Source organism: Klebsiella sp. CN_Kp113 (assembly GCF_040064585.1).
Classification (GTDB): domain Bacteria; phylum Pseudomonadota; class Gammaproteobacteria; order Enterobacterales; family Enterobacteriaceae; genus Klebsiella; species Klebsiella michiganensis.
This window is the reverse complement of the sequence record NZ_JBEAID010000018.1, coordinates 192,208-215,935: the sequence shown is the minus strand read 5'-3', so window position 1 is coordinate 215,935 and position 23,728 is coordinate 192,208. Positions and strand designations below refer to the sequence as shown.

General features: G+C 55.7%; 26 protein-coding genes. 11 read left to right on the top strand and 15 right to left on the bottom strand.

The genetic code is table 11. The annotated features are described in order from the left end of the window. Positions 1 to 103: 103 nt before the first annotated feature. The gene (mdtK, locus tag ABLV30_RS11115) at positions 104 to 1,477 is read right to left on the bottom strand and encodes an MdtK family multidrug efflux MATE transporter (protein ID WP_014229610.1); all 1,374 of its coding nucleotides are present in this window, start codon (positions 1,475 to 1,477) and stop codon (positions 104 to 106) included. 229 nt (positions 1,478 to 1,706) lie between these two features. Here mdtK and ABLV30_RS11110 point away from each other — a divergent pair, with 229 nt between their 5' ends. Further along, entirely contained in the window at positions 1,707 to 2,342 is a 636-nt protein-coding gene (locus ABLV30_RS11110) for a riboflavin synthase (RefSeq protein ID WP_004851490.1), read from the top strand. A 29-nt stretch (positions 2,343 to 2,371) separates the two neighbouring features. Here ABLV30_RS11110 and cfa read toward each other — a convergent pair whose 3' ends face one another. Then, positions 2,372 to 3,520: a cyclopropane fatty acyl phospholipid synthase gene (cfa, locus tag ABLV30_RS11105; protein ID WP_014838673.1), complete on the bottom strand. Its 1,149-nt coding sequence runs from the start codon at positions 3,518 to 3,520 to the stop codon at positions 2,372 to 2,374. Positions 3,521 to 3,818: 298 nt separating this feature from the next. Beyond that, positions 3,819 to 5,003 (bottom strand): purine nucleoside transporter PunC, encoded by a 1,185-nt coding sequence (gene punC, locus ABLV30_RS11100; RefSeq protein ID WP_025105838.1) that lies wholly within the window; start codon positions 5,001 to 5,003, stop codon positions 3,819 to 3,821. Between the two features lie 112 nt (positions 5,004 to 5,115). Between punC and punR the strand changes: the two genes are divergently transcribed. Beyond that, positions 5,116 to 6,027 carry a DNA-binding transcriptional activator PunR gene (gene punR, locus ABLV30_RS11095; RefSeq protein WP_004851483.1) on the top strand — a complete coding sequence of 304 codons (912 nt, stop codon included), beginning with the start codon at positions 5,116 to 5,118 and terminating at the stop codon, positions 6,025 to 6,027. Between the two features lie 18 nt (positions 6,028 to 6,045). On the opposite strand, the gene purR is transcribed toward punR, so the two are convergent. Next, positions 6,046 to 7,071: an HTH-type transcriptional repressor PurR gene (purR, locus tag ABLV30_RS11090; protein WP_004851481.1), complete on the bottom strand. Its 1,026-nt coding sequence runs from the start codon at positions 7,069 to 7,071 to the stop codon at positions 6,046 to 6,048. 295 nt (positions 7,072 to 7,366) lie between these two features. Here purR and ABLV30_RS11085 point away from each other — a divergent pair, with 295 nt between their 5' ends. Both ABLV30_RS11085 and ABLV30_RS11080 read left to right on the top strand, forming a co-directional pair. After that, entirely contained in the window at positions 7,367 to 7,456 is a 90-nt protein-coding gene (locus tag ABLV30_RS11085) for a YnhF family membrane protein (protein ID WP_049082851.1), read from the top strand. Positions 7,457 to 7,620: 164 nt separating this feature from the next. Then, a complete protein-coding gene (locus ABLV30_RS11080) occupies positions 7,621 to 8,787 on the top strand; it encodes an MFS transporter (protein ID WP_004851479.1) in 1,167 nt (388 codons plus the stop codon). 56 nt (positions 8,788 to 8,843) lie between these two features. On the opposite strand, the gene sodB is transcribed toward ABLV30_RS11080, so the two are convergent. Both sodB and ABLV30_RS11070 read right to left on the bottom strand, forming a co-directional pair. Then, positions 8,844 to 9,425, bottom strand: coding sequence for a superoxide dismutase [Fe] (sodB, locus tag ABLV30_RS11075; protein WP_004851476.1), 582 nt, complete (start codon positions 9,423 to 9,425; stop codon positions 8,844 to 8,846). A 124-nt stretch (positions 9,426 to 9,549) separates the two neighbouring features. Further along, positions 9,550 to 10,404: a C40 family peptidase gene (locus ABLV30_RS11070; protein ID WP_025105837.1), complete on the bottom strand. Its 855-nt coding sequence runs from the start codon at positions 10,402 to 10,404 to the stop codon at positions 9,550 to 9,552. A gap of 339 nt (positions 10,405 to 10,743) precedes the next feature. Here ABLV30_RS11070 and grxD point away from each other — a divergent pair, with 339 nt between their 5' ends. Next, positions 10,744 to 11,091 carry a monothiol glutaredoxin 4 gene (gene grxD, locus ABLV30_RS11065; protein WP_004102692.1) on the top strand — a complete coding sequence of 116 codons (348 nt, stop codon included), beginning with the start codon at positions 10,744 to 10,746 and terminating at the stop codon, positions 11,089 to 11,091. Positions 11,092 to 11,142: 51 nt separating this feature from the next. On the opposite strand, the gene rnt is transcribed toward grxD, so the two are convergent. The 4 genes from rnt to ABLV30_RS11045 all read right to left on the bottom strand — a co-directional run bounded on the left by rnt (position 11,143) and on the right by ABLV30_RS11045 (position 14,131). After that, the gene (rnt, locus tag ABLV30_RS11060; RefSeq protein WP_014229602.1) at positions 11,143 to 11,787 is read right to left on the bottom strand and encodes a ribonuclease T; all 645 of its coding nucleotides are present in this window, start codon (positions 11,785 to 11,787) and stop codon (positions 11,143 to 11,145) included. A gap of 106 nt (positions 11,788 to 11,893) precedes the next feature. Further along, the gene (gloA, locus tag ABLV30_RS11055) at positions 11,894 to 12,301 is read right to left on the bottom strand and encodes a lactoylglutathione lyase (RefSeq protein ID WP_004119471.1); all 408 of its coding nucleotides are present in this window, start codon (positions 12,299 to 12,301) and stop codon (positions 11,894 to 11,896) included. Positions 12,302 to 12,380: 79 nt separating this feature from the next. Then, positions 12,381 to 13,478 carry an alkene reductase gene (locus ABLV30_RS11050; RefSeq protein ID WP_004851469.1) on the bottom strand — a complete coding sequence of 366 codons (1,098 nt, stop codon included), beginning with the start codon at positions 13,476 to 13,478 and terminating at the stop codon, positions 12,381 to 12,383. Positions 13,479 to 13,531: 53 nt separating this feature from the next. Continuing rightward, entirely contained in the window at positions 13,532 to 14,131 is a 600-nt protein-coding gene (locus ABLV30_RS11045; RefSeq protein WP_014229601.1) for a TetR/AcrR family transcriptional regulator, read from the bottom strand. A gap of 121 nt (positions 14,132 to 14,252) precedes the next feature. On the opposite strand from ABLV30_RS11045, the gene ABLV30_RS11040 reads away from it, so the two are divergent. Genes ABLV30_RS11040 through sodC form a run of 3 tightly spaced genes read left to right on the top strand, consistent with a single transcriptional unit; the run spans position 14,253 to position 16,039 of the window. After that, positions 14,253 to 14,513, top strand: a complete 261-nt coding sequence (locus ABLV30_RS11040) for a DUF1289 domain-containing protein (protein ID WP_162140793.1) — start codon at positions 14,253 to 14,255, stop codon at positions 14,511 to 14,513. A 48-nt stretch (positions 14,514 to 14,561) separates the two neighbouring features. Then, positions 14,562 to 15,458, top strand: a complete 897-nt coding sequence (locus ABLV30_RS11035) for an aldo/keto reductase family oxidoreductase (RefSeq protein ID WP_009654772.1) — start codon at positions 14,562 to 14,564, stop codon at positions 15,456 to 15,458. Positions 15,459 to 15,517: 59 nt separating this feature from the next. Continuing rightward, the gene (sodC, locus tag ABLV30_RS11030) at positions 15,518 to 16,039 is read left to right on the top strand and encodes a superoxide dismutase [Cu-Zn] SodC (protein ID WP_004119475.1); all 522 of its coding nucleotides are present in this window, start codon (positions 15,518 to 15,520) and stop codon (positions 16,037 to 16,039) included. Here the strand turns inward: sodC and ABLV30_RS11025 are convergent. The 3 genes from ABLV30_RS11025 to ABLV30_RS11015 are packed head-to-tail and all read right to left on the bottom strand — an operon-like array spanning position 16,032 to position 19,199. Beyond that, entirely contained in the window at positions 16,032 to 18,056 is a 2,025-nt protein-coding gene (locus tag ABLV30_RS11025; RefSeq protein WP_025105834.1) for an FUSC family protein, read from the bottom strand. The two genes, sodC and ABLV30_RS11025, sit on opposite strands and share 8 nt — an antisense overlap. After that, positions 18,056 to 18,952 carry an HlyD family secretion protein gene (locus tag ABLV30_RS11020; protein ID WP_014229597.1) on the bottom strand — a complete coding sequence of 299 codons (897 nt, stop codon included), beginning with the start codon at positions 18,950 to 18,952 and terminating at the stop codon, positions 18,056 to 18,058. Before ABLV30_RS11020 ends, ABLV30_RS11025 begins: the two co-directional genes overlap by 1 nt. A gap of 10 nt (positions 18,953 to 18,962) precedes the next feature. Beyond that, positions 18,963 to 19,199, bottom strand: a complete 237-nt coding sequence (locus tag ABLV30_RS11015; RefSeq protein ID WP_004851455.1) for a DUF1656 domain-containing protein — start codon at positions 19,197 to 19,199, stop codon at positions 18,963 to 18,965. A gap of 171 nt (positions 19,200 to 19,370) precedes the next feature. Here ABLV30_RS11015 and slyA point away from each other — a divergent pair, with 171 nt between their 5' ends. Continuing rightward, entirely contained in the window at positions 19,371 to 19,811 is a 441-nt protein-coding gene (gene slyA / locus ABLV30_RS11010; protein ID WP_016810099.1) for a transcriptional regulator SlyA, read from the top strand. 41 nt (positions 19,812 to 19,852) lie between these two features. Here the strand turns inward: slyA and ABLV30_RS11005 are convergent, their stop codons facing one another. Continuing rightward, positions 19,853 to 21,205: a GGDEF domain-containing protein gene (locus tag ABLV30_RS11005; protein WP_109240437.1), complete on the bottom strand. Its 1,353-nt coding sequence runs from the start codon at positions 21,203 to 21,205 to the stop codon at positions 19,853 to 19,855. Between the two features lie 226 nt (positions 21,206 to 21,431). Beyond that, positions 21,432 to 21,899 carry an outer membrane lipoprotein SlyB gene (gene slyB, locus ABLV30_RS11000; protein ID WP_004851450.1) on the bottom strand — a complete coding sequence of 156 codons (468 nt, stop codon included), beginning with the start codon at positions 21,897 to 21,899 and terminating at the stop codon, positions 21,432 to 21,434. 271 nt (positions 21,900 to 22,170) lie between these two features. Here slyB and anmK point away from each other — a divergent pair, with 271 nt between their 5' ends. Beyond that, positions 22,171 to 23,295, top strand: a complete 1,125-nt coding sequence (anmK, locus tag ABLV30_RS10995; RefSeq protein ID WP_014838667.1) for an anhydro-N-acetylmuramic acid kinase — start codon at positions 22,171 to 22,173, stop codon at positions 23,293 to 23,295. 92 nt (positions 23,296 to 23,387) lie between these two features. Beyond that, entirely contained in the window at positions 23,388 to 23,711 is a 324-nt protein-coding gene (gene mliC, locus ABLV30_RS10990; RefSeq protein WP_014229593.1) for a C-type lysozyme inhibitor, read from the top strand. The last annotated feature ends 17 nt before the right edge of the window (positions 23,712 to 23,728 follow it).

The window sequence follows — 23,728 nt, the reverse complement described above, 5'->3', positions numbered from 1 at the left end:
ATATTGGTTATATTTTACTGATGCAAAAGAATATTTCTTCACCAGCTTGAGAAAACGGCGCTGAATCAGCGCCGTTGGATAGCGACTTCGCTTCCGCGACGGGTTAGCGCGCCGCGCGTTGTAAAATGACGCTGGAAGGCTGACGCTGCAGGAAACGCATGCGCAGCATCATCATTACGGCGGCGGAGGTGAGGCCAATAATAAAACCGCACCAGAACCCGGCGGGGCCCATGCGCGGTACCACGATATCGGTCAGCGCCAGCAGGTAGCCGCTCGGCAGTCCCAATACCCAGTAGGCGGTAAAGGTGATAAAGAAGATGGAACGCGTGTCTTTGTAGCCGCGCAGAATCCCGCTGCCGATCACCTGAATGGAGTCGGAAATCTGGTAGATCGCCGCCAGCAGCATCAGCTGGGACGCGAGGGTAACCACCTCGGGATTATCGTTATACAGCAGCGCGATTTGCTTGCGCATCAGGATAGTGAAAACCGCCGTGAAAACAGCCATGCACACCCCGACGCCGACGCCGGTTCTCGCCGAGGTCTGGGCCTCCAGCGTGGAACCCTGCCCGAGACGGAAACCGACGCGAATGGTCACCGCTGCCGCCAGCGAGAGCGGCAAGACGAACATCAGCGAGCTGAAGTTGAGGGCTATCTGATGCCCGGCGACGTCAACGATCCCCAACGGCGAAACCAGCAGCGCCACGACGGCGAAGAGCGTCACTTCGAAAAACAGCGCGAGCGCAATCGGCAGGCCCAGCTGTACCAGACGCTGAATGACGGCGAAATCCGGTTTGCTGAAGCGCTCTGTGTGATGAATATCGCGCATCGAACGCGCGCGGCGCACCCAGAAGAGCATGCTGAAAAACATAACCCAGTAAACCGATGCCGTCGCCACGCCGCAGCCGATACCGCCGAGCTCCGGCATACCAAAGTGGCCGTAGATAAAAATGTAGTTCACCGGAATGTTGACCAGCAGACCGATAAATCCCATTACCATACCCGGCTTGGTTTTCGCCAGTCCTTCACACTGGTTGCGAGCGACCTGAAAGAACAGATAGCCGGGCGCGCCCCACAGCAGCGCCCGCAGGTAGCCGACCGCCTTCTCTGCCATCGCCGGGTCGATGTTATGCATTGAGCTGATAATGTAACCGGCGTTCCACAGCACGACCATCACCAGCAGGGAGACGAAGCCAGCCAGCCAGAACCCCTGGCGTACCTGGTGAGCGATACGCTCGCGACGGCCGGAACCATTCAGTTGGGCAATAACGGGCGTCAGGGCCAGCAGCAGGCCGTGGCCAAAGAGGATCGCCGGTAGCCAGATAGAGGTGCCGATGGCGACGGCCGCCATGTCGGTGGCGCTATAGCCACCCGCCATCACGGTATCGACGAAGCCCATGGCGGTTTGCGCCACCTGGGCGAGTATAACGGGTATAGCCAGTGCTAATAACTGACGCGCTTCAATAAAATACTTCTGCACGTAAACACCTTTATATTGTTGTTATTGGAGGACTAAAAAAGCCGCCATATGTGGCAGCAAGAAGAAAAGCAGAGGGATTTGCCAGACTATTGTAGCGAGGATTAGCCATTTAGCCAGTGAAAAAATTCCACTGCACGTTGTGCGCTGGCAACCTGTTTTGCCACCTGTTATTGTTCGTCATAGCCTAAAACGGTACTGATACCGTCACGAATTTATACAGGAGCAAAATATGTTTACCGGTATTGTGCAGGGGACCGCCAAAGTGGTGGCGATCGATGAAAAACCTAACTTTCGCACCCACGTCGTGGAGCTGCCTGAGCATATGCTGGCGGGGCTCGAAACCGGGGCTTCCGTGGCGCACAACGGCTGCTGCTTGACCGTCACCCATATAGACGGCGCGCGAGTGAGTTTTGACCTGATGAAAGAGACCCTGCGTATAACTAATCTGGGCGAGGTTGGCGAGGGCGACAGCGTTAACGTTGAGCGCGCGGCGAAATTCAGCGATGAAATTGGCGGTCACCTGATGTCCGGCCATATTATGACCACCGCGGAAGTAGTGAAAATTCTCACCTCGGAAAATAACCGCCAGATCTGGTTTAAGGTTCAGGACCCGACGTTGATGAAATATATCCTCTATAAAGGCTATATCGGCGTAGATGGGATTAGCCTCACCGTCGGTGAAGTGACGCCAACCCGCTTTTGCGTTCATTTAATTCCGGAAACGCTGCAGCGCACCACGCTTGGGGTGAAAAAGCTGGGCGATCGGGTGAATATTGAAATCGATCCGCAGACTCAGGCGGTCATCGATACCGTCGAGCGCGTGCTGGCGGCGAAAGAGGCGGCACTGAAAACGGCGGCCGAGTAAAAAATATCCCCGCCGATGCGGGGATATTTTTAGCGGGCCACGCGCAGGCCGTGTTCGGCCCCGCGAGAAAAAACCACCTGCCAGAGCTGAATATCGCGCGCGCGGAAAGCGCCAGCGCAGGCATTCAGATAATAGCTAAACATACGTTTGAAGCGTTCCGAGTAGTTGTCGGCGATTTCCGGCCAACTGGCGAGGAAGCGCTCATACCAGGCCATCAGCGTCGTGTCGTAGTCGGCACCAAAATTATGCCAGTCTTCCATAACGAAATGCGATTCGCTGGCTTCGGCAATATGGCGCACCGACGGCAGGCAGCCGTTAGGGAAGATATATTTGTTAATCCACGGGTCAACGCTATGATCGGTTTTTTTCGAACCGATGGTATGCAGCAGGAAACGACCGTCGGGTTTCAGATTACGATCGACCACATCAAAATAGGTGGCGTAATTTTTAGGCCCGACATGTTCGAACATGCCGACGGAAACAATACGATCGAAGCTTTCGTGCAGGTCGCGATAGTCCTGGAGCAGAATGGTGACGTCGAGGTCCGCGCAGCGCTGCTGCGCCATTTTCTGCTGCTCTGCCGAGATGGTCACGCCAACCACGCTGACCTGGTAATGTTTGGCCATGTAGTAAGCCAGCCCGCCCCAGCCGCAGCCGATATCCAGCACCCGCATCCCTGGCTCAAGCTCAAGTTTACGGCAGATCAGATCTAATTTTGCCTGCTGCGCGTCATCGAGAGTCTGCGCGTCTTTCCAGTAAGCGCAAGAGTACTGCATATAGGGGTCGAGCATGCGGCTGAACAGATCGTTACCTAAATCGTAATGCTCTTTACCGACAATCCAGGATCGTTTTTTACTTTGCAGATTGAATAAGCGTGCGCTGGCGATACGCAAGGTATCTTTGAAATGATGGGGAAGCTGATTTTCCAGACCGGCGCGTAAAACTTTATGGAAAAATATATCCAGCCGCTCACAATCCCACCAGCCGTCCATATAGCTCTCGCCTAACCCCAGCGACCCTTCCTGTAAAACGCGCTTAAAAAAGAGAGGGTTTTTAATTCGCAGGTCGGAGGGAGCAGGACCATTAATTTCAATGCCCGCACGGCCTAATAATTCAGCTGCAATTCGGTACCAGTCATCATTTGGTACACTTACTTCTTCTATACACGATGAACTCATAGCTTCTCCATCACGCCCAAGTGATCAGAACCTTAAAACAGCGTAGACGCTTTTTTGGCTTTGTGAGAAATCTCACGGATAATCCGTGAGGCTGCTATCCGACGTAGAACAGAGGAAGGGAGGTAACCCTTGCCGAAAGGCCTTCCATGGTGAAACGGGATGCATCCTGCTCCCGTTAAAATCAATTAGTTTTCTATTTATGTGACGCCGGATCCAGTATAGGCCGCTAAAAACAGGCTTTCAACAAAAATATCTTAGCAAGCTAATTACTGGATCTTATCACTATCAGTACATTACCTTAAGCATGTGACGATTTTGTTGCCAGATGCGCGGCTTTGTGCTGCATGCGGTAGCCCATCCCGGCCAGCACGATGGAGACCAGCATCACGCTGGTGGTCGTTTGCAGCGGGGTGGCAATCAGCGTCGAGACTAGCAGGCTGGTAAGGAAACAGAGGCCAAGCTGCAGGGTGTTTTGCAGCGCAGCGGCGCGGCCGGTCGCCTGCGGGAATGGCTTCAGGGCCTGCGCGACGACGATAGGGTAAATACCGCCATTTACCACCGCCATGGCGCAGAACGGAATCATCAGACCAACGAGCGTGGCGTTTTCCCGCAGGCCTACCAGCCAGGTGGCGGCGACGCTGAGGGCGAAAATAGCCAGCAGCCAGGGCAGAATTTGCTGGCCCTGCCATTTTTGCAGCGCCGCGCGGCAGCCATAACCGCCCACCAGAAACGCGATAGTTTGCGGAACGTAGCTCAGGCCGATAACGGTCGGGCCATAGCCCATTTCATGAAGAATAAACGGCGACCCCGTCAGCCAGGCAAAAAAGCTGGCGGAACAGGCGGCGTAGATGAGCACGTTACCGCTATACTCGCGCGAGCGCAGCAGGGTGAGAAACGTGAGCTTCTGCTGGGCGCTGGCAACCGGTTTGTTCGCTGGCTTCAGGCGCAGGGCGGGCAACATCAGCAGCAGGGTAATCGCGAACAGCACGGCAAAAATAGCCTGCCATTCAAAATGGACCAGCAGCCAGCTGCCGAGCAGCGGCGCCAGCGCCGGCGATAAACCGACCAGCGGCATAATGGCGGCGAAAATCCGGTTGGTTCTTTGCGCTGGATAATAATCGGTGACCATCGCCTGCCAGGTCACCGCGGCGGCGCAAACCCCCAGGGCCTGAATAAATCGCAGCGCGAGCATCAGGTTGGCATCGCGAACCCACAGCATCCCCAGACAGCCGATAGCAAAAATGGCCAGCCCGCTCAACAGCACCGGCTTGCGGCCATAGCGATCGGAAAGGGGCCCCCAGAAAAGCTGGCCCAGCGCAAAGCCTGCCAGGAACAGGCTCAGGCTGGCGCTGACGGAGGCCGCAGAAGTGTTCAAATCTTGTTGCATGGCGGCGAAAGCCGGAAGATACATATCGGTCGCCAGAAAGCCCAGTACGCTGAGTCCAGCCAGCCAGACTAAAAATCCTTTCCCAGGTTGTTGCATTATCTTCTCTTTTTATTGTTGCAGGTACGATGGCGCAGAGTGTAGGGAGTGCATTAAGGCTTGTGAAACGCTAATATTTGTCAGGTGAATTCAAAAATTTTGCAGGCAGAAAATGTGGTCCGAATACTCGCTTGAAGTTGTCGATGCTGTCGCCCGTAACGGCAGCTTTAGCGCCGCAGCGCAGGAACTGCACCGCGTACCCTCGGCCGTCAGCTATACCGTGCGTCAGCTGGAGGAGTGGCTGGCGGTACCGCTGTTCGAACGCCGTCATCGTGATGTGGAATTAACGCCGGCCGGCGTCTGGTTTTTACAGGAGGGGCGCTCTGTTATCAAAAAAATGCAGATCACCCGCCAGCAGTGCCAGCAGATAGCCAACGGCTGGCGCGGGCAGCTCTCTATTGCGGTGGATAATATCGTTAAACCCACGCGCATGCGGCAGATGATCGTTGATTTCTATCGTCATTTTGATGACGTCGAACTGATTGTTTTTCAGGAGGTGTTCAACGGCGTCTGGGATGCGCTCGCCGACGGTCGCGTGGAGCTGGCCATCGGCGCGACGCGCTCAATTCCGGTAGGGGGCCGCTACGCCTTTCGCGATATGGGAATGCTGAGCTGGGACTGCGTCGTCGCGAGCCACCATCCGCTGGCCAAAATGGCCGGGCCTCTGAGCGATGACGTCCTGCGCAACTGGCCGTCGCTGGTCAGGGAGGATACCTCGCGCTCGCTGCCGAAGCGGACCACCTGGCTGCTGGATAACCAGAAGAGGGTGGTGGTGCCGGACTGGGATGCCTCAGAAACCTGTCTCTCCGCCGGACTGTGCGTCGGTATGGTTCCCGGGCATTTAGCGCGCCCGTGGCTTGATAGCGGCGCATGGACGGCGCTGGAGCTGGAGAACCCCTTCCCGGACGCCGCATGCTGCCTGACGTGGCAGCAAAGCGATGCCTCGCCGGCGCTGCTATGGCTGCTGGATTACCTTGGCGATAGCGAAACGCTAAACCGGGAGTGGCTGCGGGCGCCGGAATGACCGACGCCGCGGGAAAGGTTAACGGCGATAATCAACAAACGGGCCATCGGCCACGGAACGGCGCTCGACCAGGCGAGGGTGGACTTCAATCGACTGCGAGATTTCACGCTTATTAACGATGCGGTCCAGCAGCATGTTAAACGCCGCTTCGCCAAGAGAGTCTTTAGGCTGATGAATGGTGGTCAGCGCCGGGCTAAAGTAGCGGGCGTTGCGCACGTTATCATAACCGATCAGCGAAATATCCTGCGGCACGCGCAGACCCATTTCATCCGCCGCGCAGATGGCGCCCATCGCCATAATATCCCCGCCGCAGAAGATGGCCGTTGGGCGAGGGTGCTGGCCGAGAATCTGCTGCATGGCGCGGTAGCCGGATTCCGGCTCAAAATCGCCCTGCACAATCCAGTTTTCCGGAACGCTAATCTGCGCCTCTTCCATCGCTTTCATAAAACCTGCCAGCCGGCCTGCGCCGGTGTTACGCTCCAGCGGGCCGGGGATCACGCCGATATCGCGATGCCCGCGTTCAATAAGGTAGCGCCCGGCGATATAGCCGCCTTCAAAGGCGTTATCGACAACCGAGTCGGTGAAGTCGGCTTTTGCCTCGCCCCAGTCCATCACTACCATCGGAATATGACGATACTCTTCCAGCATGCTTAACACCGACTCCGGATACTCGGAGCACATCACCAGCAGGCCGTCTACGCGTTTCTGCGCCATCATTGACAGATAGGCGCGCTGTTTCTCAGGGTCGTTCCACGCGTTGCCGAGGATCAGGGTGTAGCCCTTCTGGAAGCAGCTCTTCTCGACGGCTTCGATAATCTCAGCGAAATAGGCCGCTTCGCTGCTGGTTGCCAGCAGACCAATAGATTTGGTGTGATTGACCTTCAGGCTGCGGGCAACGGCGCTGGGGGAGTAATGCAGTTCTTTTATTGCCGCCCACACCGCATTGCGCGTCTCTTCCGCAACGAATCGGGTTTTGTTAATCACATGTGACACTGTTGTAGTGGAAACGTTTGCGCGCTTCGCTACATCTTTAATAGTTGCCATTACTTCTCACTCCAGACCTTGACCTGATCGTCTGTTTATCGGTACGTAAACGTTTGCCTGTACACACCCTGGCGCCAAAATTGAGCATGGCATCACGTCGGGAAAACGACACAGAACGACAGGAAGGGGTCAATGGCCGATACGCTTTCAAATTAGCGTGGGATTTTGTCCGATCTTGGGGCAAAGGGGAAGAGCAAAAATGTGCATCACTCTAAATCTCGGAAGATTTTTACGCTATTCTGTGTAAAAATGAGCAAGCTCACTTTTCATGTGGGGATAATCAGGGGAAAAATTGATGGATACAAATTTAAAGTTTTCGCTGACGACGACGATTATTGTTCTTGGTTTGATTGTTGCCGCAGGTTTGACTGCAGTACTGCACTAATTATGCGATAAGGGAGGGGCCGCTCTCCCTTTCTCTCCGCCATTATTATCATTTTCGCAAAAATCTTTTGCCATTTCGTTCACTTTTGTTTTTCTGTGATTGATGTCATGCTTTTGACTTCTGATGAGATGCCGTCGCGGAAGGCGGCCTGATGGAGTCCCTGCATGAAAATCAATTTTCCCCTGCTCGCGCTGGCGATCGGTGCCTTTGGTATCGGCACAACCGAGTTCTCCCCGATGGGGCTATTACCGGTTATCGCTAAAGGCGTGGACGTTTCGATTCCGGCGGCGGGAATGCTGATTAGCGCCTATGCCATCGGCGTGATGGTCGGCGCGCCGCTGATGACTCTGCTGCTCTCCCACCGCGCGCGCAGAAATGCGCTGATCTTTCTGATGGCGATTTTTACCCTCGGTAACGTACTCTCTTCCATTGCTCCGGATTACACCACGCTGCTGCTGTCGCGCATTATTACCAGCCTTAACCACGGCGCCTTCTTCGGCCTGGGTTCAGTGGTGGCGGCGAGCGTTGTGCCAAAACACAAACAGGCCAGCGCCGTGGCGACGATGTTTATGGGGCTGACGATAGCGAATATCGGCGGCGTTCCCGCGGCGACCTGGCTGGGCGAAACCATCGGCTGGCGGATGTCGTTTCTTGCCACGGCGGGGCTGGGCGTGATTGCGATTATCGGTCTGTGGTTTTCTCTACCGAAGGGCAGCGCCGGCGAGCGCCCTGACGTCAAGCAGGAGCTTTCCGTGCTGATGCGTCCGCAGGTGCTGTCGGCGCTGCTGACGACGGTACTGGGGGCAGGGGCGATGTTCACGCTTTATACCTATATTTCTCCCGTTTTGCATACCATCACCCACGCCTCTCCGCTGTTTGTGACCGCCATGCTGGTGCTGATTGGCGTCGGCTTCTCGCTGGGTAACTACCTTGGCGGTAAGTTTGCCGACCGTTCCGTTAGCGGGACGCTGAAGGGCTTTCTGCTGCTGCTGATGGTTATCATGCTGGCGATCCCGCTGCTGGCGCAATCGCAGGTGGGCGCGGCAATCAGTATGGTGGTCTGGGGCGCGGCGACCTTTGCGGTGGTGCCGCCTTTGCAGATGCGCGTGATGCGCGTCGCCCACGAAGCGCCGGGGCTGTCATCATCGGTCAATATTGGGGCTTTTAACCTCGGAAACGCGCTGGGCGCGGCGGCGGGCGGCGCGGTGATCTCTGGCGGCCTGGGCTATGCCTTTGTCCCGGTGATGGGGGCGATTATCGCAGGCGTGGCGCTACTGCTGGTGCTGTTCAGCGGCCGGGCGCAGCCGGAAGAGGCGTTCGCCAACCGTTAATATTGCGTGAAGTCATACAATAACCGCAGAAGCTGCAAGGCTTCTGCGGTTTGCTTTTATGCAGCCAGATTAGCAGCAACAAACTTCCAGTTTACCAGCGCCCAGAAGTGCTCCAGATAGTTCGGACGGGCGTTACGGTAGTCGATGTAATAAGCGTGTTCCCAGACATCCACGGTCAGCAGCGGAGTTGCGTCGCTGGTCAGCGGCGTACCGGCGTTGCTGGTGGAGACAATAGCCAGGCTACCGTCGGCGTTTTTCACCAGCCAGGTCCAGCCTGCGCCGAAGTTTTTTACCGCTGCGTCGGTGAATTTGGCTTTGAAATCAGCGAAGCTGCCGAAGGACTTAGCAATAGCCGCCGCCAGTTCGCCTTGCGGTTCGCCGCCGGCGTTCGGCGCGAGGCAGTTCCAGTAGAAGGTGTGGTTCCAGACCTGAGCTGCGTTGTTAAAAACGCCGCCATCGGAAGAACGCACGATCTCTTCCAGGGTTTTGCCTTCAAACGGGGTGCCTTTGATCAGGTTATTCAGGTTGGTGACGTAGGCCTGGTGGTGTTTACCGTAGTGGTATTCCAGGGTTTCTGCGGAAATGTGCGGCGCCAGGGCGTCTTTTGCATATGGTAATGCAGGTAATTCGAACGACATTGCTACTCTCCTTTTTATAGTTTGCCTGCGTAATAACCATGTATTACGCAGGGTAATAATAGTAGCAAATTAAAAGATGTGGCAAAAGAGAGAGTTACCCTGCCGCCGCAGCGACAAGGCACAATTAGCGAATGGTTTTCGGCGTCATGACGCGACGCGCGCCAACGTAGTGGCGTACCCAGTAATCGTCGCTTAATGAGGTGATCTGAATATCGCGGCCGGTACGCGGAGACTGGATAAATTTGCCGTTGCCAACGTAAACCCCGACGTGATCGGCAGTGCCGCGCCCGCGGGTGCGGAAGAAGACGAGATCCCCGCTTTGCAGCTCGCCGCGATCCACCGGACGGGCGTCGCGCAGGTGATACATCTCATTGGCGGTGCGCGGAATGTGAATTTTAACCAGGTCCTTATAGGCGTAATAGACCAGACCGCTACAATCAAACCCGGTACGCGGAGAGGTGCCGCCCCAGCGATAGGGTTTGCCAATCTGATCCATCAGCTTGGACATGGCGGTGCTTTGCGCCTTTTGTACCCGAGCTTTATGCGCGTCGGCAATGGTCAGCTGCGGCTCGTCGGCAACCGGTTTGCAGCGGGTTTTATAGCCTTTACGCACCACGCACTTTTTCTGCACGCTTGCGGTTGCCAGCTTGCTTTCCGCTATCGACCTTGTCGAGCTGGCGCACAGTTTTTTATAGCCTTTGCGTAGAACGCATTTTTTTGTGGCGCTGGCAGTCTGGCGTGACGCGGTTGATTTGCTGCGGCTGGCGGTCGACGTTTTCTTGCTGGGGGTTTTGGCGGTGGTTTTACTTTTAGAACTGGCTGCTTTTTTCTTACGCTCTGCGGTCGTGCCCTTGGCCGGATGCGCTTTTGGCGTGGCCGAAGCGTGCGTATGCCCGGAAGCATGCGCCAGCGGCGTAAGTGAAATAGATGTGAAAAGTAATGCACAGAGCGAAATCGCGATTTTGTTAAGACGCGCCACTGAGCAATCCCCTGATTAAATTACAGACATATACAGATGCCTGACGATGAATGACAAACCGCATCGATTCTAAAGCATAAAATCGTGGAGAGTTACTACTCTTTTGTATCTAACGTCTCGTTTGGTTAACATTTGCAAAAAAATGCTTCCGTCAGCGGTACCTGCGCGTGAAAAACGCGCAGCGCGTTGCCGCGTATAGCAATAAAATGATATTTTTAAGGCAACTTATGCCGACAGAAGATAAAATGTGGCAAGTGAAAAAAATGTTATTATCGGTCCTGCGCCCAGGGCGCTACAATGACAAATTACTGCCGTAAAGAAGTTTAAGGAAGCACGACAATGAGCACGACTTTAGAAAAAATCCAACGTCAAATCGCTGAAAACCCGATCCTGCTGTACATGAAAGGGTCGCCGAAGCTGCCAAGCTGCGGTTTCTCCGCTCAGGCCGTTCAGGCGCTCTCCGCCTGTGGCGAACGTTTTGCCTACGTCGATATCCTGCAAAATCCGGACATCCGTGCAGAGCTGCCGAAATACGCTAACTGGCCGACCTTCCCGCAGCTGTGGGTTGACGGTGAACTGGTCGGCGGCTGTGACATCGTTATTGAAATGTATCAGCGCGGCGAACTGCAGCAGCTGATCAAAGAAACGGCCGCGAAGTACAAGACTGACGAACCGAAAGCAGAGTAATTCGGCTGCCAATAAAAAAGCGACTTCCGGTGAAGTCGCTTTTTTTATCGCTTACTCTTCGGCCACGGGTAATGGCCAGCCGCCAAGGCGCTTCCAGCGGTTGACGATTTCGCAGAATAGCTGGGCGGTTTGCTGGGTATCGTAAAGCGCCGAGTGTGCCTGGGTACCATCAAATGCCATTCCCGCGGCAATGCAGGCTTTCGACAGCACCGTTTGACCCAGCGCCAGGCCGCTCAGAGCCGCGGTATCGAAGGTCACGAACGGATGAAAGGGGTTACGTTTCAGGCCAGCCCGCTCTGCCGCCGCCATGGTAAAGCTGTGATCGAAGGTGGCGTTATGCGCGACCATAATCGCGCGGCTGCAGTCGCTCTCTTTCATTCCCTTGCGGACCATTTTAAAAATCGCGTGCAGCGCATCGTATTCGCTCACCGCGCCGCGCTCGGGATCGTTAGGGTTAATACCGTTAAAAGCCAGCGCTTCGGGCTGCAGGTTGGCGCCTTCAAAAGGCTCAACATGAAAATGCAGCGTTTCGTCCGGCATCAGCCAGCCTTCCTCATCCATTTTCAACGTAATAGCGGCGATCTCCAGCAGGGCGTCGGTTTTGGCATTAAACCCGGCGGTTTCAACATCGATTACCACAGGATAAAAACCGCGAAAACGGTCGCACAGACCATTAAGTTGAACGTTCTCGGACATCAGATTCTCTTAGCTGGAAAAAAGTAGCGCGCATTATGGCAAATTTTGCCGCGGCTTGCAGCAGGAAGGGGATAAAACAGCAGGCACCGCGGGTGCCCGCAGCCGATTAGTTGCCGAGGCCTTTTCCGGCGTCTTTCTCTTCAATCAGTTCAATTTTATAGCCATCCGGATCTTCGACGAAGGCGATGACGGTGGTGCCGCCTTTGACCGGGCCGGCTTCACGCGTCACGTTGCCGCCGTTCTGGCGGATACGCTCGCAGGCTTCGGCCGCGTTTTCAACGCTGAGCGCGATATGGCCATAAGCGCTGCCGAGATCGTACTTATCAACGCCCCAGTTATAGGTCAGCTCAATCACGGCGGTATCGCTCTCTTCGCCGTAACCCACGAATGCCAGCGAGTATTTATACTCAGTGTTTTCGCTGGTGCGCAGCAGTTTCATGCCCAGCACGTTGGTGTAAAACTCAATAGAACGTTGCAGGTCGCCAACGCGCAGCATGGTGTGAAGTAAGCGCATAATGTCCCCTATGCAGTTTATTTTGATACATCAGAGCGTTGAGTATAGCGGCGATAACCCGCCGCTATCAATGGAGGGATTACAGGGTAGGGTAATCGGTATAACCTTCCGCGCCGCCGCCGTAGAAGCTTTCCGGACGCTGCGGATTCAGCGCGGCCTTCTTCTGCAGGCGCGCGACCAGATCCGGGTTGGCAATATAGTCGCGACCGAAGGCCACGGCATCGATCAGGCCTTTACCGATCAGATCGTTTGCCTTTTCCACCGTGTAGGCGCCAGCGCCGATAATAGCGCCCGGGAAGCGGTCGCGGACTTTCTGACGGAATTCATCGCTGTACGGTTGGCCGCCAGCCCAGTCCGGCTCGGACATATGCAGGTAAGCAATACCGCGTTTGGCCAGCGCTTCGATGAGATAGAGCGCGTCGGCTTCTTCATTCGGGCCATTATCGACGTTCTGGAAGCTGCCGATAGGCGAGACGCGAATCCCGATACGGTCGGCGCTCCACTCTTTACTCGCCGCATCAACCACTTCCAGCACCAGGCGAGCGCGATTTTCCACGCTGCCGCCGTACTGGTCAGTACGATGGTTGGAAGAAGGGGAAAGGAATTGGTGCAGCAGGTAGCCGTGGGCGGAGTGCAGTTCGACAAGGTCAAAGCCGGCATCGCGGGCGTTGCCTACCGCCTGGCGGAAATCATCAACGATCCCCGGGATCTCGGCGGTTTCGAGCGCGCGCGGCATCGAGGTGTCTACGCGAATAGCGTGGCCGTTTTCATCACGCAGCGAGGTACGGGTGCCCGCGCTAATGGCCGATGGCGCAACCGGCGCGGCGCCACCCGGCTGGATGCTGCTGTGGGAAATGCGCCCGGTGTGCCACAGCTGAACGGCAATACGCCCGTTTTCGGCGTGTACGCCGGCGGTGATTTTTTTCCATGCGGCAATCTGCTCCGGGCTGTGCAGGCCCGGTGCGCCCGCGTAGCCTTTAGCCTGAGCGGAGATCTGGGTGGCTTCGGAAATAATCAGACCTGAGCTGGCGCGCTGGCGGTAGTATTCGCCCATCAGCGGGGTAGGAATATCGCCCGGTTCAATGCTGCGCAGACGCGTCAGCGGAGCCATAAACACGCGATTCGGTACGGTTACCGCACCCACTTTCAATGGGGTAAACAACTTTGATTCTGACATAATGACTCCTGAGTAGACCGGTCGTCTTGAAACGGGGTAAATAAAAACGCCTGTTAAACGGCAGGCGCAGCAATAATACGTTTGGCGTGGGCAAGGGCGCTTTCCAGCGGCGTTGCGCTACGCGTAATTTTAGCCTGCAGATTCGCCCCCAGCCACAGGGAGTAAAGCACCTGCGAGAGCGTTAAGGCGTCTCCGTCAAACGCAAGGCTGCCCTCCTGACGGCCTTTCTCCAGCGCGTCGCCGAGGAGAACGATGATCTGGCTGGCGCCTTTATCCATCGCGGTGCGCATATCTTCCGACAGATCGCAGACCTCTGCCGACAGCTTCACCGTCAGACAGCCGCTGATGATGCCCTGCTGGCAAAACTGCGTCAGCGTATGCTGATAGTAGGCCAGGAGGCGATCGCGATAGTTCCCCTCGCCGTGGTCAAAATGATCGACCAGGCGCTGAAGATATCCGGCGTAGTGATGGTCGAGCAGCGCAACGCCAAAGGCTTCTTTAGAGCGAAAGTAGTGATAGAAAGAGCCTTTCGGCACCTCCGCTGTTTTCAGCAGTTCGCTCAGACCCATACCGGTAAACCCCCGATGCATGCAGAGCTGCTCGCCGGTGGCCAGGATATGTTCGCGGGTGTTACATTCACTGTGCTTGTTCATGGCGTTCACTGTAATAGACCGATTGGTCTAATGCAAGTCATAATTAAAAATGCCGCCTGACGCAGAGGCTGATGAACAAAATTTGCGTACGGCGGATGAAACGTCTTCAATAAAGAAAGAGATGAGCGGCAGGAGAGGCGAAGTGGCTGAACAACTGGAATTCTTCCCGGTACAGAGTCCGTGCCGGGGGATTTGTCAGTCTGATGAGCGCGGCTACTGTCGGGGGTGTATGCGTAGCCGCGACGAGCGTTTCAACTGGCAGAAAATGAGCGATGCGCAAAAGCAGGATGTTTTGCGTCTGTGCCGACAGCGGCTACTGCGCAAATTACGCGCAGCTAAGCAGGATAGTGCGGAAGAACCGCAGCAACCCTCACTGTTTTAAGCCTAAAATTGCGTATACTCAGGGCACTTTTTTATTGAGGAAGCTGTTATGGTTCAGCGTATTGCTATGGCTCCGCAGGGGCCGGAATTCTCTCGTTTTGTGATGGGCTACTGGCGTCTGATGGACTGGAATATGTCCGCTCAGGCGCTGGTGGGCTTTGTTGAGCAACACCTGGATCTGGGCATTACCACCATCGATCATGCCGATATTTACGGTGACTATCGCTGCGAGGCGGCGTTTGGCGAAGCGCTAAAGCTGGCGCCGCATCTGCGCAGCAGGATGGAAATTGTCACCAAGTGCGGGATTGCCACGAAAGCGCGGGCGGAAAACACCATCGGCCACTATATTACCGACCGCGACCATATTGTTCTCAGCGCGGAGCAGTCGCTGCGTAACCTTGCCACCGACCATATTGACCTGCTGCTGATTCATCGTCCGGACCCGCTGATGGATGCGGATGAAGTGGCGGAAGCCTTCCTGGCCCTTCACCATAGCGGCAAGGTTCGTCACTTCGGCGTATCGAACTTTACCCCCGCCCAGTTTACCCTGCTGCAGTCGCGCCTGCCGTTTACCCTGGCGACCAACCAGGTGGAAATTTCTCCGGTTCATCAGCCGCTGCTGCTTGACGGTACGCTGGATCAGCTTCAGCAGCTGCGTATTCGCCCGATGGCCTGGTCCTGCCTCGGCGGCGGTCGTTTGTTTAACGACGACAGCTTCCAGCCGCTGCGCGATGAGCTGGCGCGCGTTGCTCAGGAGCTGAATGCGGAGAGCATTGAGCAGGTGGTGTATGCCTGGATCCTGCGCCTGCCGTCGCAGCCGTTGCCGATTATTGGCTCAGGGAAAATAGAGCGCGTGCGTTCCGCGGTGGTGGCCGAAAAGCTGAAGATGTCCCGCCAGCAGTGGTTCCGTATCCGCAAAGCGGCGTTAGGTTACGACGTTCCGTAAACCCCATCACCTCCGCAATGGCCTACACTTAGTAGCGACAGAGCCATTAAGGAGGTGTTATGCAACGATGTATTCTCGCCATACTTACCCTGGCCGCGTGCGCAGGCGCGCAGGCGGCCAGTGAAAGCGTCGATATCAATCTTGTCACCAGCCAGAGCGTCGGTCAGGCTATCGGTAGCGTTAAAATCAGCGAAACCGCGAAAGGCCTGGAATTTACGCCAGACCTGAAGGCGCTGCCTCCCGGCGAGCACGGCTTCCATATCCACGCCAACGGCAGCTGCCAGCCCGCGATTAAAGAGGGTAAAGCCGTCGCCGCTGGCGCAGCAGGCGGGCACTACGATCCTCAAAAAACCGGTAAGCATGAAGGTCCCGACGGCGCCGGTCACCTCGGCGATCTGCCGTTCCTGGTGGTCAATAACGACGGTAAAGCAACCCAGCCGGTGGTCGCGCCGCGCTTAAAAACGCTGGATGAGGTTAAAGGGAAGGCGCTGATGATTCACGTGGGGGGCGACAATATGTCCGATAGCCCGCAGCCCCTTGGCGGCGGCGGCGAGCGGTTCGCCTGCGGCGTGATTAAGTAGTTCTTTCCGTTAAGGTGCCGGCAATGGGCGCCTGTTCCAGCTGCGACAGCGCGCACCACAGTCGCCAGATAACCGCCGCCAGCTCTTTGGCTGCCGGCTGGTGGTGGTGATTAAGCGCGTCGCAGATGCGCTGCAGCTCCTGCAGCGTCGAGGCGAGTGGCCGCTGCTGTACCCCGCGCTCGCTCATCACATCCCGCAGCAGACTGATGCATAAATCGCGCACCTGCGATAGCGGGTCGGAACGGGTTTCCCACTCGCGAAGCTGCCACACCACGTGGGAACAGTTGAGCAAAACCACGCCCCAGCGCAGCAGCCAGCGGCGCGCCAGCGCATCCTGGCTATTGCTGAGCTGGCTGATGTGGTGATAAACCAGCGATTCAAATTCATGCTCGCTATGCTGCGGGCGGCGGCTTAGCTGGTCGACAAAGTGACGCCGTAACGCACGGATATGACGGCGGCTTTTACGCGCGTCTGAACCCGGGCTGATGATGGCGAACGCCAGCCAGGCAAGGCCGACGCCGATGATTTTGCCCAGATTATCGTTAAGAAACGATGCGTAGTCGTAGACCGGCGGGTTGGTCACCGAAATAAACGACCCCATAAATACAATCAGCTGCCCCCACAGTCCGGCGAGCTTAGGCATCTGGAGTTTCAGCAGCTGCATGGTGGTCAGCAGGGGAAACAGAAACAGCAGGAACTGCCATAAATCGGTTATCTGCACCATCAGGCCAAACTTCACCACAAAGCTAAAGAGTGAAAGCAGGATCAGGGTACGCATCAGCAGCGTTAGTGACTTAAACGGCGAAGGAGAGACCGAATAGAGCACGCAGCAGATCGCCGCCAGGGTCAGAGCTGCGGCGCAGGCCTGCCATTGGGTGCTAATTCCCCAGGCGCCGACCATCACCAGCGCGCAAAAAGTGCGTACGCCGTTCCATAAGGCTTCGGCCTGATCGGTATGGCGAGCCAGCGCTGGCGCGGAAGGTACGTTAAATTCGGTTATCGCGCTGGCGTTTTCGATGCGCCTGAGCCAGCGGCTGCTCTCCAGATAGAGACGACAGAAGTAGCGCAGACGCTTCCAGAAGGCGATATGCCGGTAGTCAGCGTCCGCGGGGGGCGCCAGCGGAGCGATGATGCGGGCAACGCTCAGGGCGTCGGCGTTGGCATGAGATAACTCGTTGAGCAACGACTCCAGTATCTCGCGGGTGCGGGCGGGCGCGGTGGGCCAGTTGAGCAGCATTCGCCGCAGGCTCGAAATCACGCTGGTCATTCGCAGCTGTTGATGCAGCAGGTAGTTCAGCAGCGGATTTTGCCGACGAAAGCGATAGTGGCTCCAGAAGGCCTGAATGCGCAGCAGATTCATGGTCAGGATTTGCCCGATCACGCTCTCGTGCGCGGTGCGAATGGCATCGGTCGTTTCCGGCACCCACAGCAGGCTGGCGTGTTCCAGCAGGCGCGCATGCATGTTTTTCAGCGCCGTCAGCAGCGTAGCGCCATCGGAGGTGCTCGGTAAGATCATCATCATCAGCCCGCCGCACAAAATACCGACGATGACTTCGCAGACGCGCGACTGGGCGATAGTCCACAGTTCGTTCGCGTCGGTGATATTGATAACCGGGAACGCGATAATCGCGCAGGTGTAGCCCGCAAGCTGGAAAGCGTAGGCGACGTTATTGGTAAACATCGCGCAGGCCCACGTGCAGAGGGCTATCCACGCCGAAATGCTGAACAGAAACAGCCACGGATCGTTGAGCGTATGCCCGGCCAGCAGCAGCGCCGCGCAGGCGCCGAGCAGGCTGCCGGCAATACGCCCGAAGCTTTTGCTGATCACCCCGCCGACGGTGGGAAAGCTGACCACCGCGGCGGAGGTCATCGCCCAGTAGGGTTCGTCAAGATTCAGCCAGTAGGCGACGCTCAGCGCCAGGCACATGGCAATCCCGTTACGCAAGGCATAGCGCCACTGCGGACGGCTGGCCTTAATCCACGGGAGCGAGCGCCACGTCAGAGCCTGCAGCTTCATTATTGCGCGCCGATGGCTACGGTGCAGGTGGTACCGGAGACCAGGATGGTATCCGGCGGCAAATGATCAAACTCAATACGCACCGGCACGCGCTGGGCAAGACGGACCCACGGAATATTCGGTTTAATGTTCGCCACCAGATCGCCGCCGCTCTCCACGCTCTGGTCGACGATGGCGCGTCCGATGCTGCTCACGTGACCCTGTAACTTCTGCTTACTGCTATAAAGAATGATCTGCGCGCTGTCGCCGGGACGGATATTGCGCAGTTTCGTTTCTTCAAAATAACCCACCACGTAGAAGGAGCGGCTGTCCACGAGGGCGAAAACCGGGTGGCCAACGGCGGCGTAGTCGCCAACCCGGGTTGAGAGATTGGTAACCCAGCCGTCAACCGGCGCTTTTATTTCCGTCTGCGTGAGCTGCCATTGGGCGTGATCGAGAGTGGCCTGCGCCACGCCAACCACGGCTTTAGCGGCTTCGAGGTTGGTCGTGGCGGTATTCAGCGCGGTATTGGCGTTTTCTAAATCCTCTGCCGAGATAAAGTTCTGTGAAAGATGACGCCGACGGCTGGCATCGCTGGCGGCTTTTTTCTGTTCTGCCTGCGCGCGGGCGACTTCCGCTTTGGCTTTAGCAAGCTGCGCCCGGGCGTTGAGCAGGGCGATTTTATAAGGCGTGTCATCGATTCTGAACAGCACGTCTCCCGCCTTAACCAGCTGGTTGTCGCGCACGTTGAGCTGCAGGATGCTGCCGGAAACCTGGGGCGTGACGCCAACCTGCTCGGCGCGGACCTTGCCGTCGCGGGTCCACGGGGATTGCGTGTAGTAATTCCAGACCAGCCAGGCGGCAATAATAGCCAGCGCGGCGACCAGCAGCGTGGATAAGTATTTTAGTTTCTTCATGTAATGAACATTACCAGATAGTCAGTAAAACCAGCGCCAGACAGACGGAGAGCGCAAAGAAGGAGAGGTCCATTAGCAGGGGATGCCAAATCTCGCCTGCATACATCCAGTCCCGCAGCTGGCGGTGGATAATCAACCAGATAAAAAAGCCCAGCAAAACGGCTTTAAAGACGGGAGGGAAATAGACAGAAGCGCCGAACACCAGGTCCTGGAGCGACAATCCGGCAGTGTTAAGACTCAGTTTCACAAGCAAAAATCCTTTGCCGTTGCAGGAAGAATGTTCAGGTTATGCGATTATTCACATTGTAAATCATTGTTCTGATTTTAGTGAATCGGGTAATTCATTTGTTTTGGTAATTTAAATGCTGCACACTATTCTAAAATCAGTATAATAACTTAGCAAGCTAATTATAAGGAGATGAAATTGGAATCGCCACTTGGTTCTGATCTGGCACGTTTGGTGCGCGTCTGGCGCGCGCTAATCGACCATCGCCTGAAACCTCTGGAGTTAACGCAGACGCACTGGGTCACGCTGCATAACATTCACCAGCTGCCGCCTGAACAGTCGCAGATTCAGCTGGCGAAAGCCATTGGTATTGAGCAGCCGTCGCTGGTTCGCACGCTCGACCAGCTGGAGGAGAAAGGGCTTATTTCTCGCCAGACCTGTGCTAACGATCGGCGGGCAAAACGTATCAAGCTTACCGAAAAAGCCGAGCCTCTGATCAACGAAATGGAAGAGGTTATCGGCAAAACGCGTGATGAGATTCTGGCCGGCGTATCTAAGGAAGAGGTGGAAACGCTGCTTAATTTGATTCGTAAACTTGAACACAATATTCTCGATCTCCAGGCAAAAGATTGACCTTAGCGAGGCCTTGAGGAGTCTCAAGGCCTCTTTTTTATTCATTCATGCCAGACCACTACGCGGTTACGCCCGCTGTTTTTCGCTTCGTACATCGCGGTATCCGCGCGCTTAACGCACTCTTCTGCCGAAACGTGCGCATCCTGCGTGGTGAACACGCCCATACTGATGGTCATTCTCTCCGGTAATCCCTCCTGCTTCTCGCTGACCGACAGGCGGATACGTTCGGCGATTGCCAGCGCTTCGTTGGCGCCGATATTCACCAGCAGCACGGCAAACTCTTCCCCGCCGATACGCGCGGCAGCATCGTCCTGGCGCACGTTGTTCTGCAACACGCTGGCAGCAAACTGAATCACCTTATCTCCCTGCACGTGACCGTAGGTGTCGTTGATGCGCTTAAAGCGATCGAGGTCGCAGACGATAACCGACAGCGGCTGTGAAGCGGAAGCCTTCGACAACCGCTGAGTCAGGGTGTCATAGAAATAGCTGCGGTTATACAGCCGGGTCAGGGGATCGCGAATCGAGTTCTGGTAAGAGCGGACGTATCTTTCGTTTGATTCACGATAGAGTATAAAAACGTCACCAAGTAGAATTAAAATCAGAAACAGGGTGCTCAGCGTTTCAAAAAGCCGCGCCTGGTTCCAGGAGTGAGCGTTACCGCTAACCGTGGAGAGCAGCACCAGCAGCGTAAAGATATAGGCGGTACAAAAAAAAGCGCCGCTGTACCAGAATATATTACGCAGCCGAGTCAGGCCGATCAGTAAAATCAGCGTTAATGACCATATGATAATTAATAGCCAGCCAATGCGATTATGCCATAGTGGCGTAAAGGTGTAGGTTAGATTGTCAATGAATTCAATGCTTAGCAACGGCGAGTTGCTTGAATGAACCCACGATAATATGAGCGTTGCGGTGATAAAAATAAAACAACTACTGAGCACCGCACCGTGAATTTTTCTTGAGTGGCCGGTAATATGTCGGATGCGATATAAAATAATTGAGGTTATAAATAAAACAGCCATCATTACGTTGCGGAAAAAATAAAAAATCAGCGCGTCATTTTGATTGATCTCGCGCCCCTGAGCGCAGACCAGCCAGTCGGGATAGCTGCCTATCGTTCCCAGCATCAGCAGGGCCGAGCAGGTAAACGCGAAGGCTATCGGGGCCAGGTACAGCTGTTTTTTATCACACAGATATTTCATGCCCATAAAGCAGGCAATCATAATATGGAAACCCATCAGTGAAATAGTTAGCACAGGGAAAAGCATGGATGATGTTGTAGAAATACGATGAATTAATGAGGTGGTAATAAAATTAACCACAGCAATAGAAAGACTGCACGCGATAGCGTAAATAAATATCCGGTAGGGTAAGCTTTTTATATTAACGCGCATAGTCAACATCCCTGAAAAATGCGAAGGTAAAACGACAGAATTGCCGCAATGTTTAAATAATACTGGCTGGAGAATACTTGATGGTGACGGGCGGAATATTGCGCGGGCGCAAATTAGTGTATGTATAAAAGAAAAATATAAATATATATGAATTATTTATTTACGCTGGGAAAATAATACGTATTTTATATCAATAAGCGGCCCGTCCGGGCCGCAGAGAGAAGATTTAGCGCGGGGAGACCGTCACCTGGCTGCCGCTGCCGGCAATGGCTACGCGCTGGCCGACGGAGAACGGCGTGCTGCCTTGCTTCTGCACTACCATGATGGTGTTACCGTCATCTTTGCGGATTTCCAGCTCAACGCCCTGAGTTTTGTTCATCGCGCCCTGTACGCCCTGACCGGCTACGCCGCCGGCGACAGCGCCTGCCGCCGTTGCCAGGGAGCGACCCGTGCCGCCGCCAATGGTGTTACCGAGGAAGCCGCCGAGCACCGCGCCGCCGATAGCGCCGATGGCGTTGCTGTCATCTCCGCCCTGAATCTGCACCGCACGGGTATGCACAATGGTGCCGTAGGTCACGCTCTGGACCTGTTTGGCTTCAGATGCGGAGTAAACATCGCCGGACAGGCCGCTGCTGCTGACGCAGCCTGCGAGCGTAAAACCAATCATCGAGACAGCCAAAACACGTAAAATCATTTATGAATCTCCTGTTCACCAAGAAGCGTTCTGTTGAACTTCCTTGTAGCCAATTATATGGCATTTCAGCGTCTGCTGGCATAGCAGATGCAACGACTATACAAAAAATAATAATCAGAGTCGTCTCAACCTAAACTAAACACAAGTTCTTTACCCTAAGAACCGGCAGCGCTGCTTGTATTGTTAAAAAGTATTATAGCAGCGTAGCTTTGCCCCCTCGTTTATGATGGAGTGTGGGGATATACGAGAGTCATGGAATGAAGGAAAGCGTATGAAATCAGGCCGCTTTATCGGCGTTATGTCCGGCACCAGCCTTGATGGTGTTGATGTTGTTCTCGCAGCAATTAATGAAAATCTGGTTGCCCAGCAGGCCAGCCTGACCTATCCCATCCCCATCGCGATTAAAGAAGATATCCTGGCCATCTGCCAGGGGCAGCAGCTGACTCTTTCGCAGCTGGGGCGTCTCGATACGCGCCTGGGACGGCTATTTGCCGATGCGGTTCTGGCATTGATGGCTCAGGAAAAGCTCAAGGCGGCGGACATCATCGCTATCGGCTGCCACGGCCAAACGGTCTGGCATGAGCCAGCAGGCGATGCGCCGCATACTCTGCAGATTGGCGACAATAACCAGATTGCCGCGCATACCGGCGTGACGGTGGTCGGGGACTTTCGCCGTCGCGATATGGCGCTCGGCGGGCAGGGCGCGCCGCTGGTCCCGGCGTTCCACCACGCGCTGCTGGCGCACCCGGTTGAGCGTCGAATGGTTCTCAACATTGGCGGGATCGCTAACCTCTCTTTGCTGGCGCCAGGTCTGCCGGTGCGCGGCTACGACACCGGCCCGGGCAACATGCTGATGGATGCGTGGGTCTGGCGTCAGTGCGGTAAACCCTTCGATAAAGACGCACAGTGGGCCAGCGAGGGTAAAATTGTGCTGCCGTTGCTGCAGGATATGCTAAGCGATCCGTGGTTTGCGCTGCCGGCGCCAAAGAGCACCGGTCGTGAATACTTTAACTACGGCTGGCTGTCGCAGCATCTGGCGCGTTATCCGGGGCTTCGCGCCCAGGACGTTCAGGCGACCCTTGCGGAGCTGACCGCCGTCAGCATCAGTGAACAGGTGCTGCTCAGCGGGGGATGTGAACGTCTGCTGGTATGCGGCGGCGGGGCGCGCAATCCGCTTCTGATGGCCCGTCTGGCGGCGCTGCTGCCGGGAACGGAGGTATCGACGACCGATGAGGCGGGGATCAGCGGTGATGATATGGAGGCGCTGGCTTTCGCATGGCTGGCGTGGCGGACGCTTGCCGGACTACCCGGCAATCTCCCTTCCGTGACCGGCGCGTCGCAAGCTTCCGTGCTTGGTGCGATTTTTCCGGCCAATCCGCCGCAAAATCAGAGTTAACTGAAATCACCCGCGCCGGTTTCTTCGTAAACTGGACAGCGTTGAGGGAGGGCGTTATGCCTTCCCGGACCGGGAAAGTCGAAGGCAAATTGATGAAAAAAATTCTTATTCTTGCTGTACCTTTTATGCTGGCGGGCTGTAGCTACTACAACCAGTTTGTCGAGCGGATGAATACGGACACCCTCGAGTATCAGTGTGACCAGAAACCGTTGACCGTCCATCTCAATCATACTCGCCAGCAGGTCAGCTTTATTTACGATAATCAGCAGCTCAATTTACAGCAGGGGCTCTCCGCTTCTGGCGCGCGCTATACCGATGGCGTTTACGTCTTCTGGTCGAAGGGCGATAGCGCCACCGTCTATAAACGGGACCGTATCGTGCTGGAAAACTGTCAGCTGCAAACCGCCAAACGTTGAGATTTCAGCCATGGGGG

Excerpts from the sequence above, each read along its gene's own strand:
- ABLV30_RS11025 (WP_025105834.1), bottom strand. The coding sequence starts at position 18,056 with ATGAAGCTGCAGGCTCTGACGTGGCGCTCGCTCCCGTGGATTAAGGCC.
- punR (WP_004851483.1), top strand. The coding sequence starts at position 5,116 with ATGTGGTCCGAATACTCGCTTGAAGTTGTCGATGCTGTCGCCCGTAAC.
- purR (WP_004851481.1), bottom strand. The coding sequence starts at position 7,071 with ATGGCAACTATTAAAGATGTAGCGAAGCGCGCAAACGTTTCCACTACA.
- anmK (WP_014838667.1), top strand. The coding sequence starts at position 22,171 with ATGAAATCAGGCCGCTTTATCGGCGTTATGTCCGGCACCAGCCTTGAT.
- ABLV30_RS11085 (WP_049082851.1), top strand. The coding sequence starts at position 7,367 with ATGGATACAAATTTAAAGTTTTCGCTGACGACGACGATTATTGTTCTT.
- slyA (WP_016810099.1), top strand. The coding sequence starts at position 19,371 with ATGAAATTGGAATCGCCACTTGGTTCTGATCTGGCACGTTTGGTGCGC.
- gloA (WP_004119471.1), bottom strand. The coding sequence starts at position 12,301 with ATGCGCTTACTTCACACCATGCTGCGCGTTGGCGACCTGCAACGTTCT.
- rnt (WP_014229602.1), bottom strand. The coding sequence starts at position 11,787 with ATGTCCGAGAACGTTCAACTTAATGGTCTGTGCGACCGTTTTCGCGGT.
- ABLV30_RS11050 (WP_004851469.1), bottom strand. The coding sequence starts at position 13,478 with ATGTCAGAATCAAAGTTGTTTACCCCATTGAAAGTGGGTGCGGTAACC.
- ABLV30_RS11040 (WP_162140793.1), top strand. The coding sequence starts at position 14,253 with ATGAGCGGCAGGAGAGGCGAAGTGGCTGAACAACTGGAATTCTTCCCG.
- slyB (WP_004851450.1), bottom strand. The coding sequence starts at position 21,899 with ATGATTTTACGTGTTTTGGCTGTCTCGATGATTGGTTTTACGCTCGCA.
- ABLV30_RS11020 (WP_014229597.1), bottom strand. The coding sequence starts at position 18,952 with ATGAAGAAACTAAAATACTTATCCACGCTGCTGGTCGCCGCGCTGGCT.
- mliC (WP_014229593.1), top strand. The coding sequence starts at position 23,388 with ATGAAAAAAATTCTTATTCTTGCTGTACCTTTTATGCTGGCGGGCTGT.
- cfa (WP_014838673.1), bottom strand. The coding sequence starts at position 3,520 with ATGAGTTCATCGTGTATAGAAGAAGTAAGTGTACCAAATGATGACTGG.
- sodB (WP_004851476.1), bottom strand. The coding sequence starts at position 9,425 with ATGTCGTTCGAATTACCTGCATTACCATATGCAAAAGACGCCCTGGCG.
- sodC (WP_004119475.1), top strand. The coding sequence starts at position 15,518 with ATGCAACGATGTATTCTCGCCATACTTACCCTGGCCGCGTGCGCAGGC.
- ABLV30_RS11035 (WP_009654772.1), top strand. The coding sequence starts at position 14,562 with ATGGTTCAGCGTATTGCTATGGCTCCGCAGGGGCCGGAATTCTCTCGT.
- grxD (WP_004102692.1), top strand. The coding sequence starts at position 10,744 with ATGAGCACGACTTTAGAAAAAATCCAACGTCAAATCGCTGAAAACCCG.
- ABLV30_RS11110 (WP_004851490.1), top strand. The coding sequence starts at position 1,707 with ATGTTTACCGGTATTGTGCAGGGGACCGCCAAAGTGGTGGCGATCGAT.
- punC (WP_025105838.1), bottom strand. The coding sequence starts at position 5,003 with ATGCAACAACCTGGGAAAGGATTTTTAGTCTGGCTGGCTGGACTCAGC.
- ABLV30_RS11005 (WP_109240437.1), bottom strand. The coding sequence starts at position 21,205 with ATGCGCGTTAATATAAAAAGCTTACCCTACCGGATATTTATTTACGCT.
- ABLV30_RS11080 (WP_004851479.1), top strand. The coding sequence starts at position 7,621 with ATGAAAATCAATTTTCCCCTGCTCGCGCTGGCGATCGGTGCCTTTGGT.
- ABLV30_RS11045 (WP_014229601.1), bottom strand. The coding sequence starts at position 14,131 with ATGAACAAGCACAGTGAATGTAACACCCGCGAACATATCCTGGCCACC.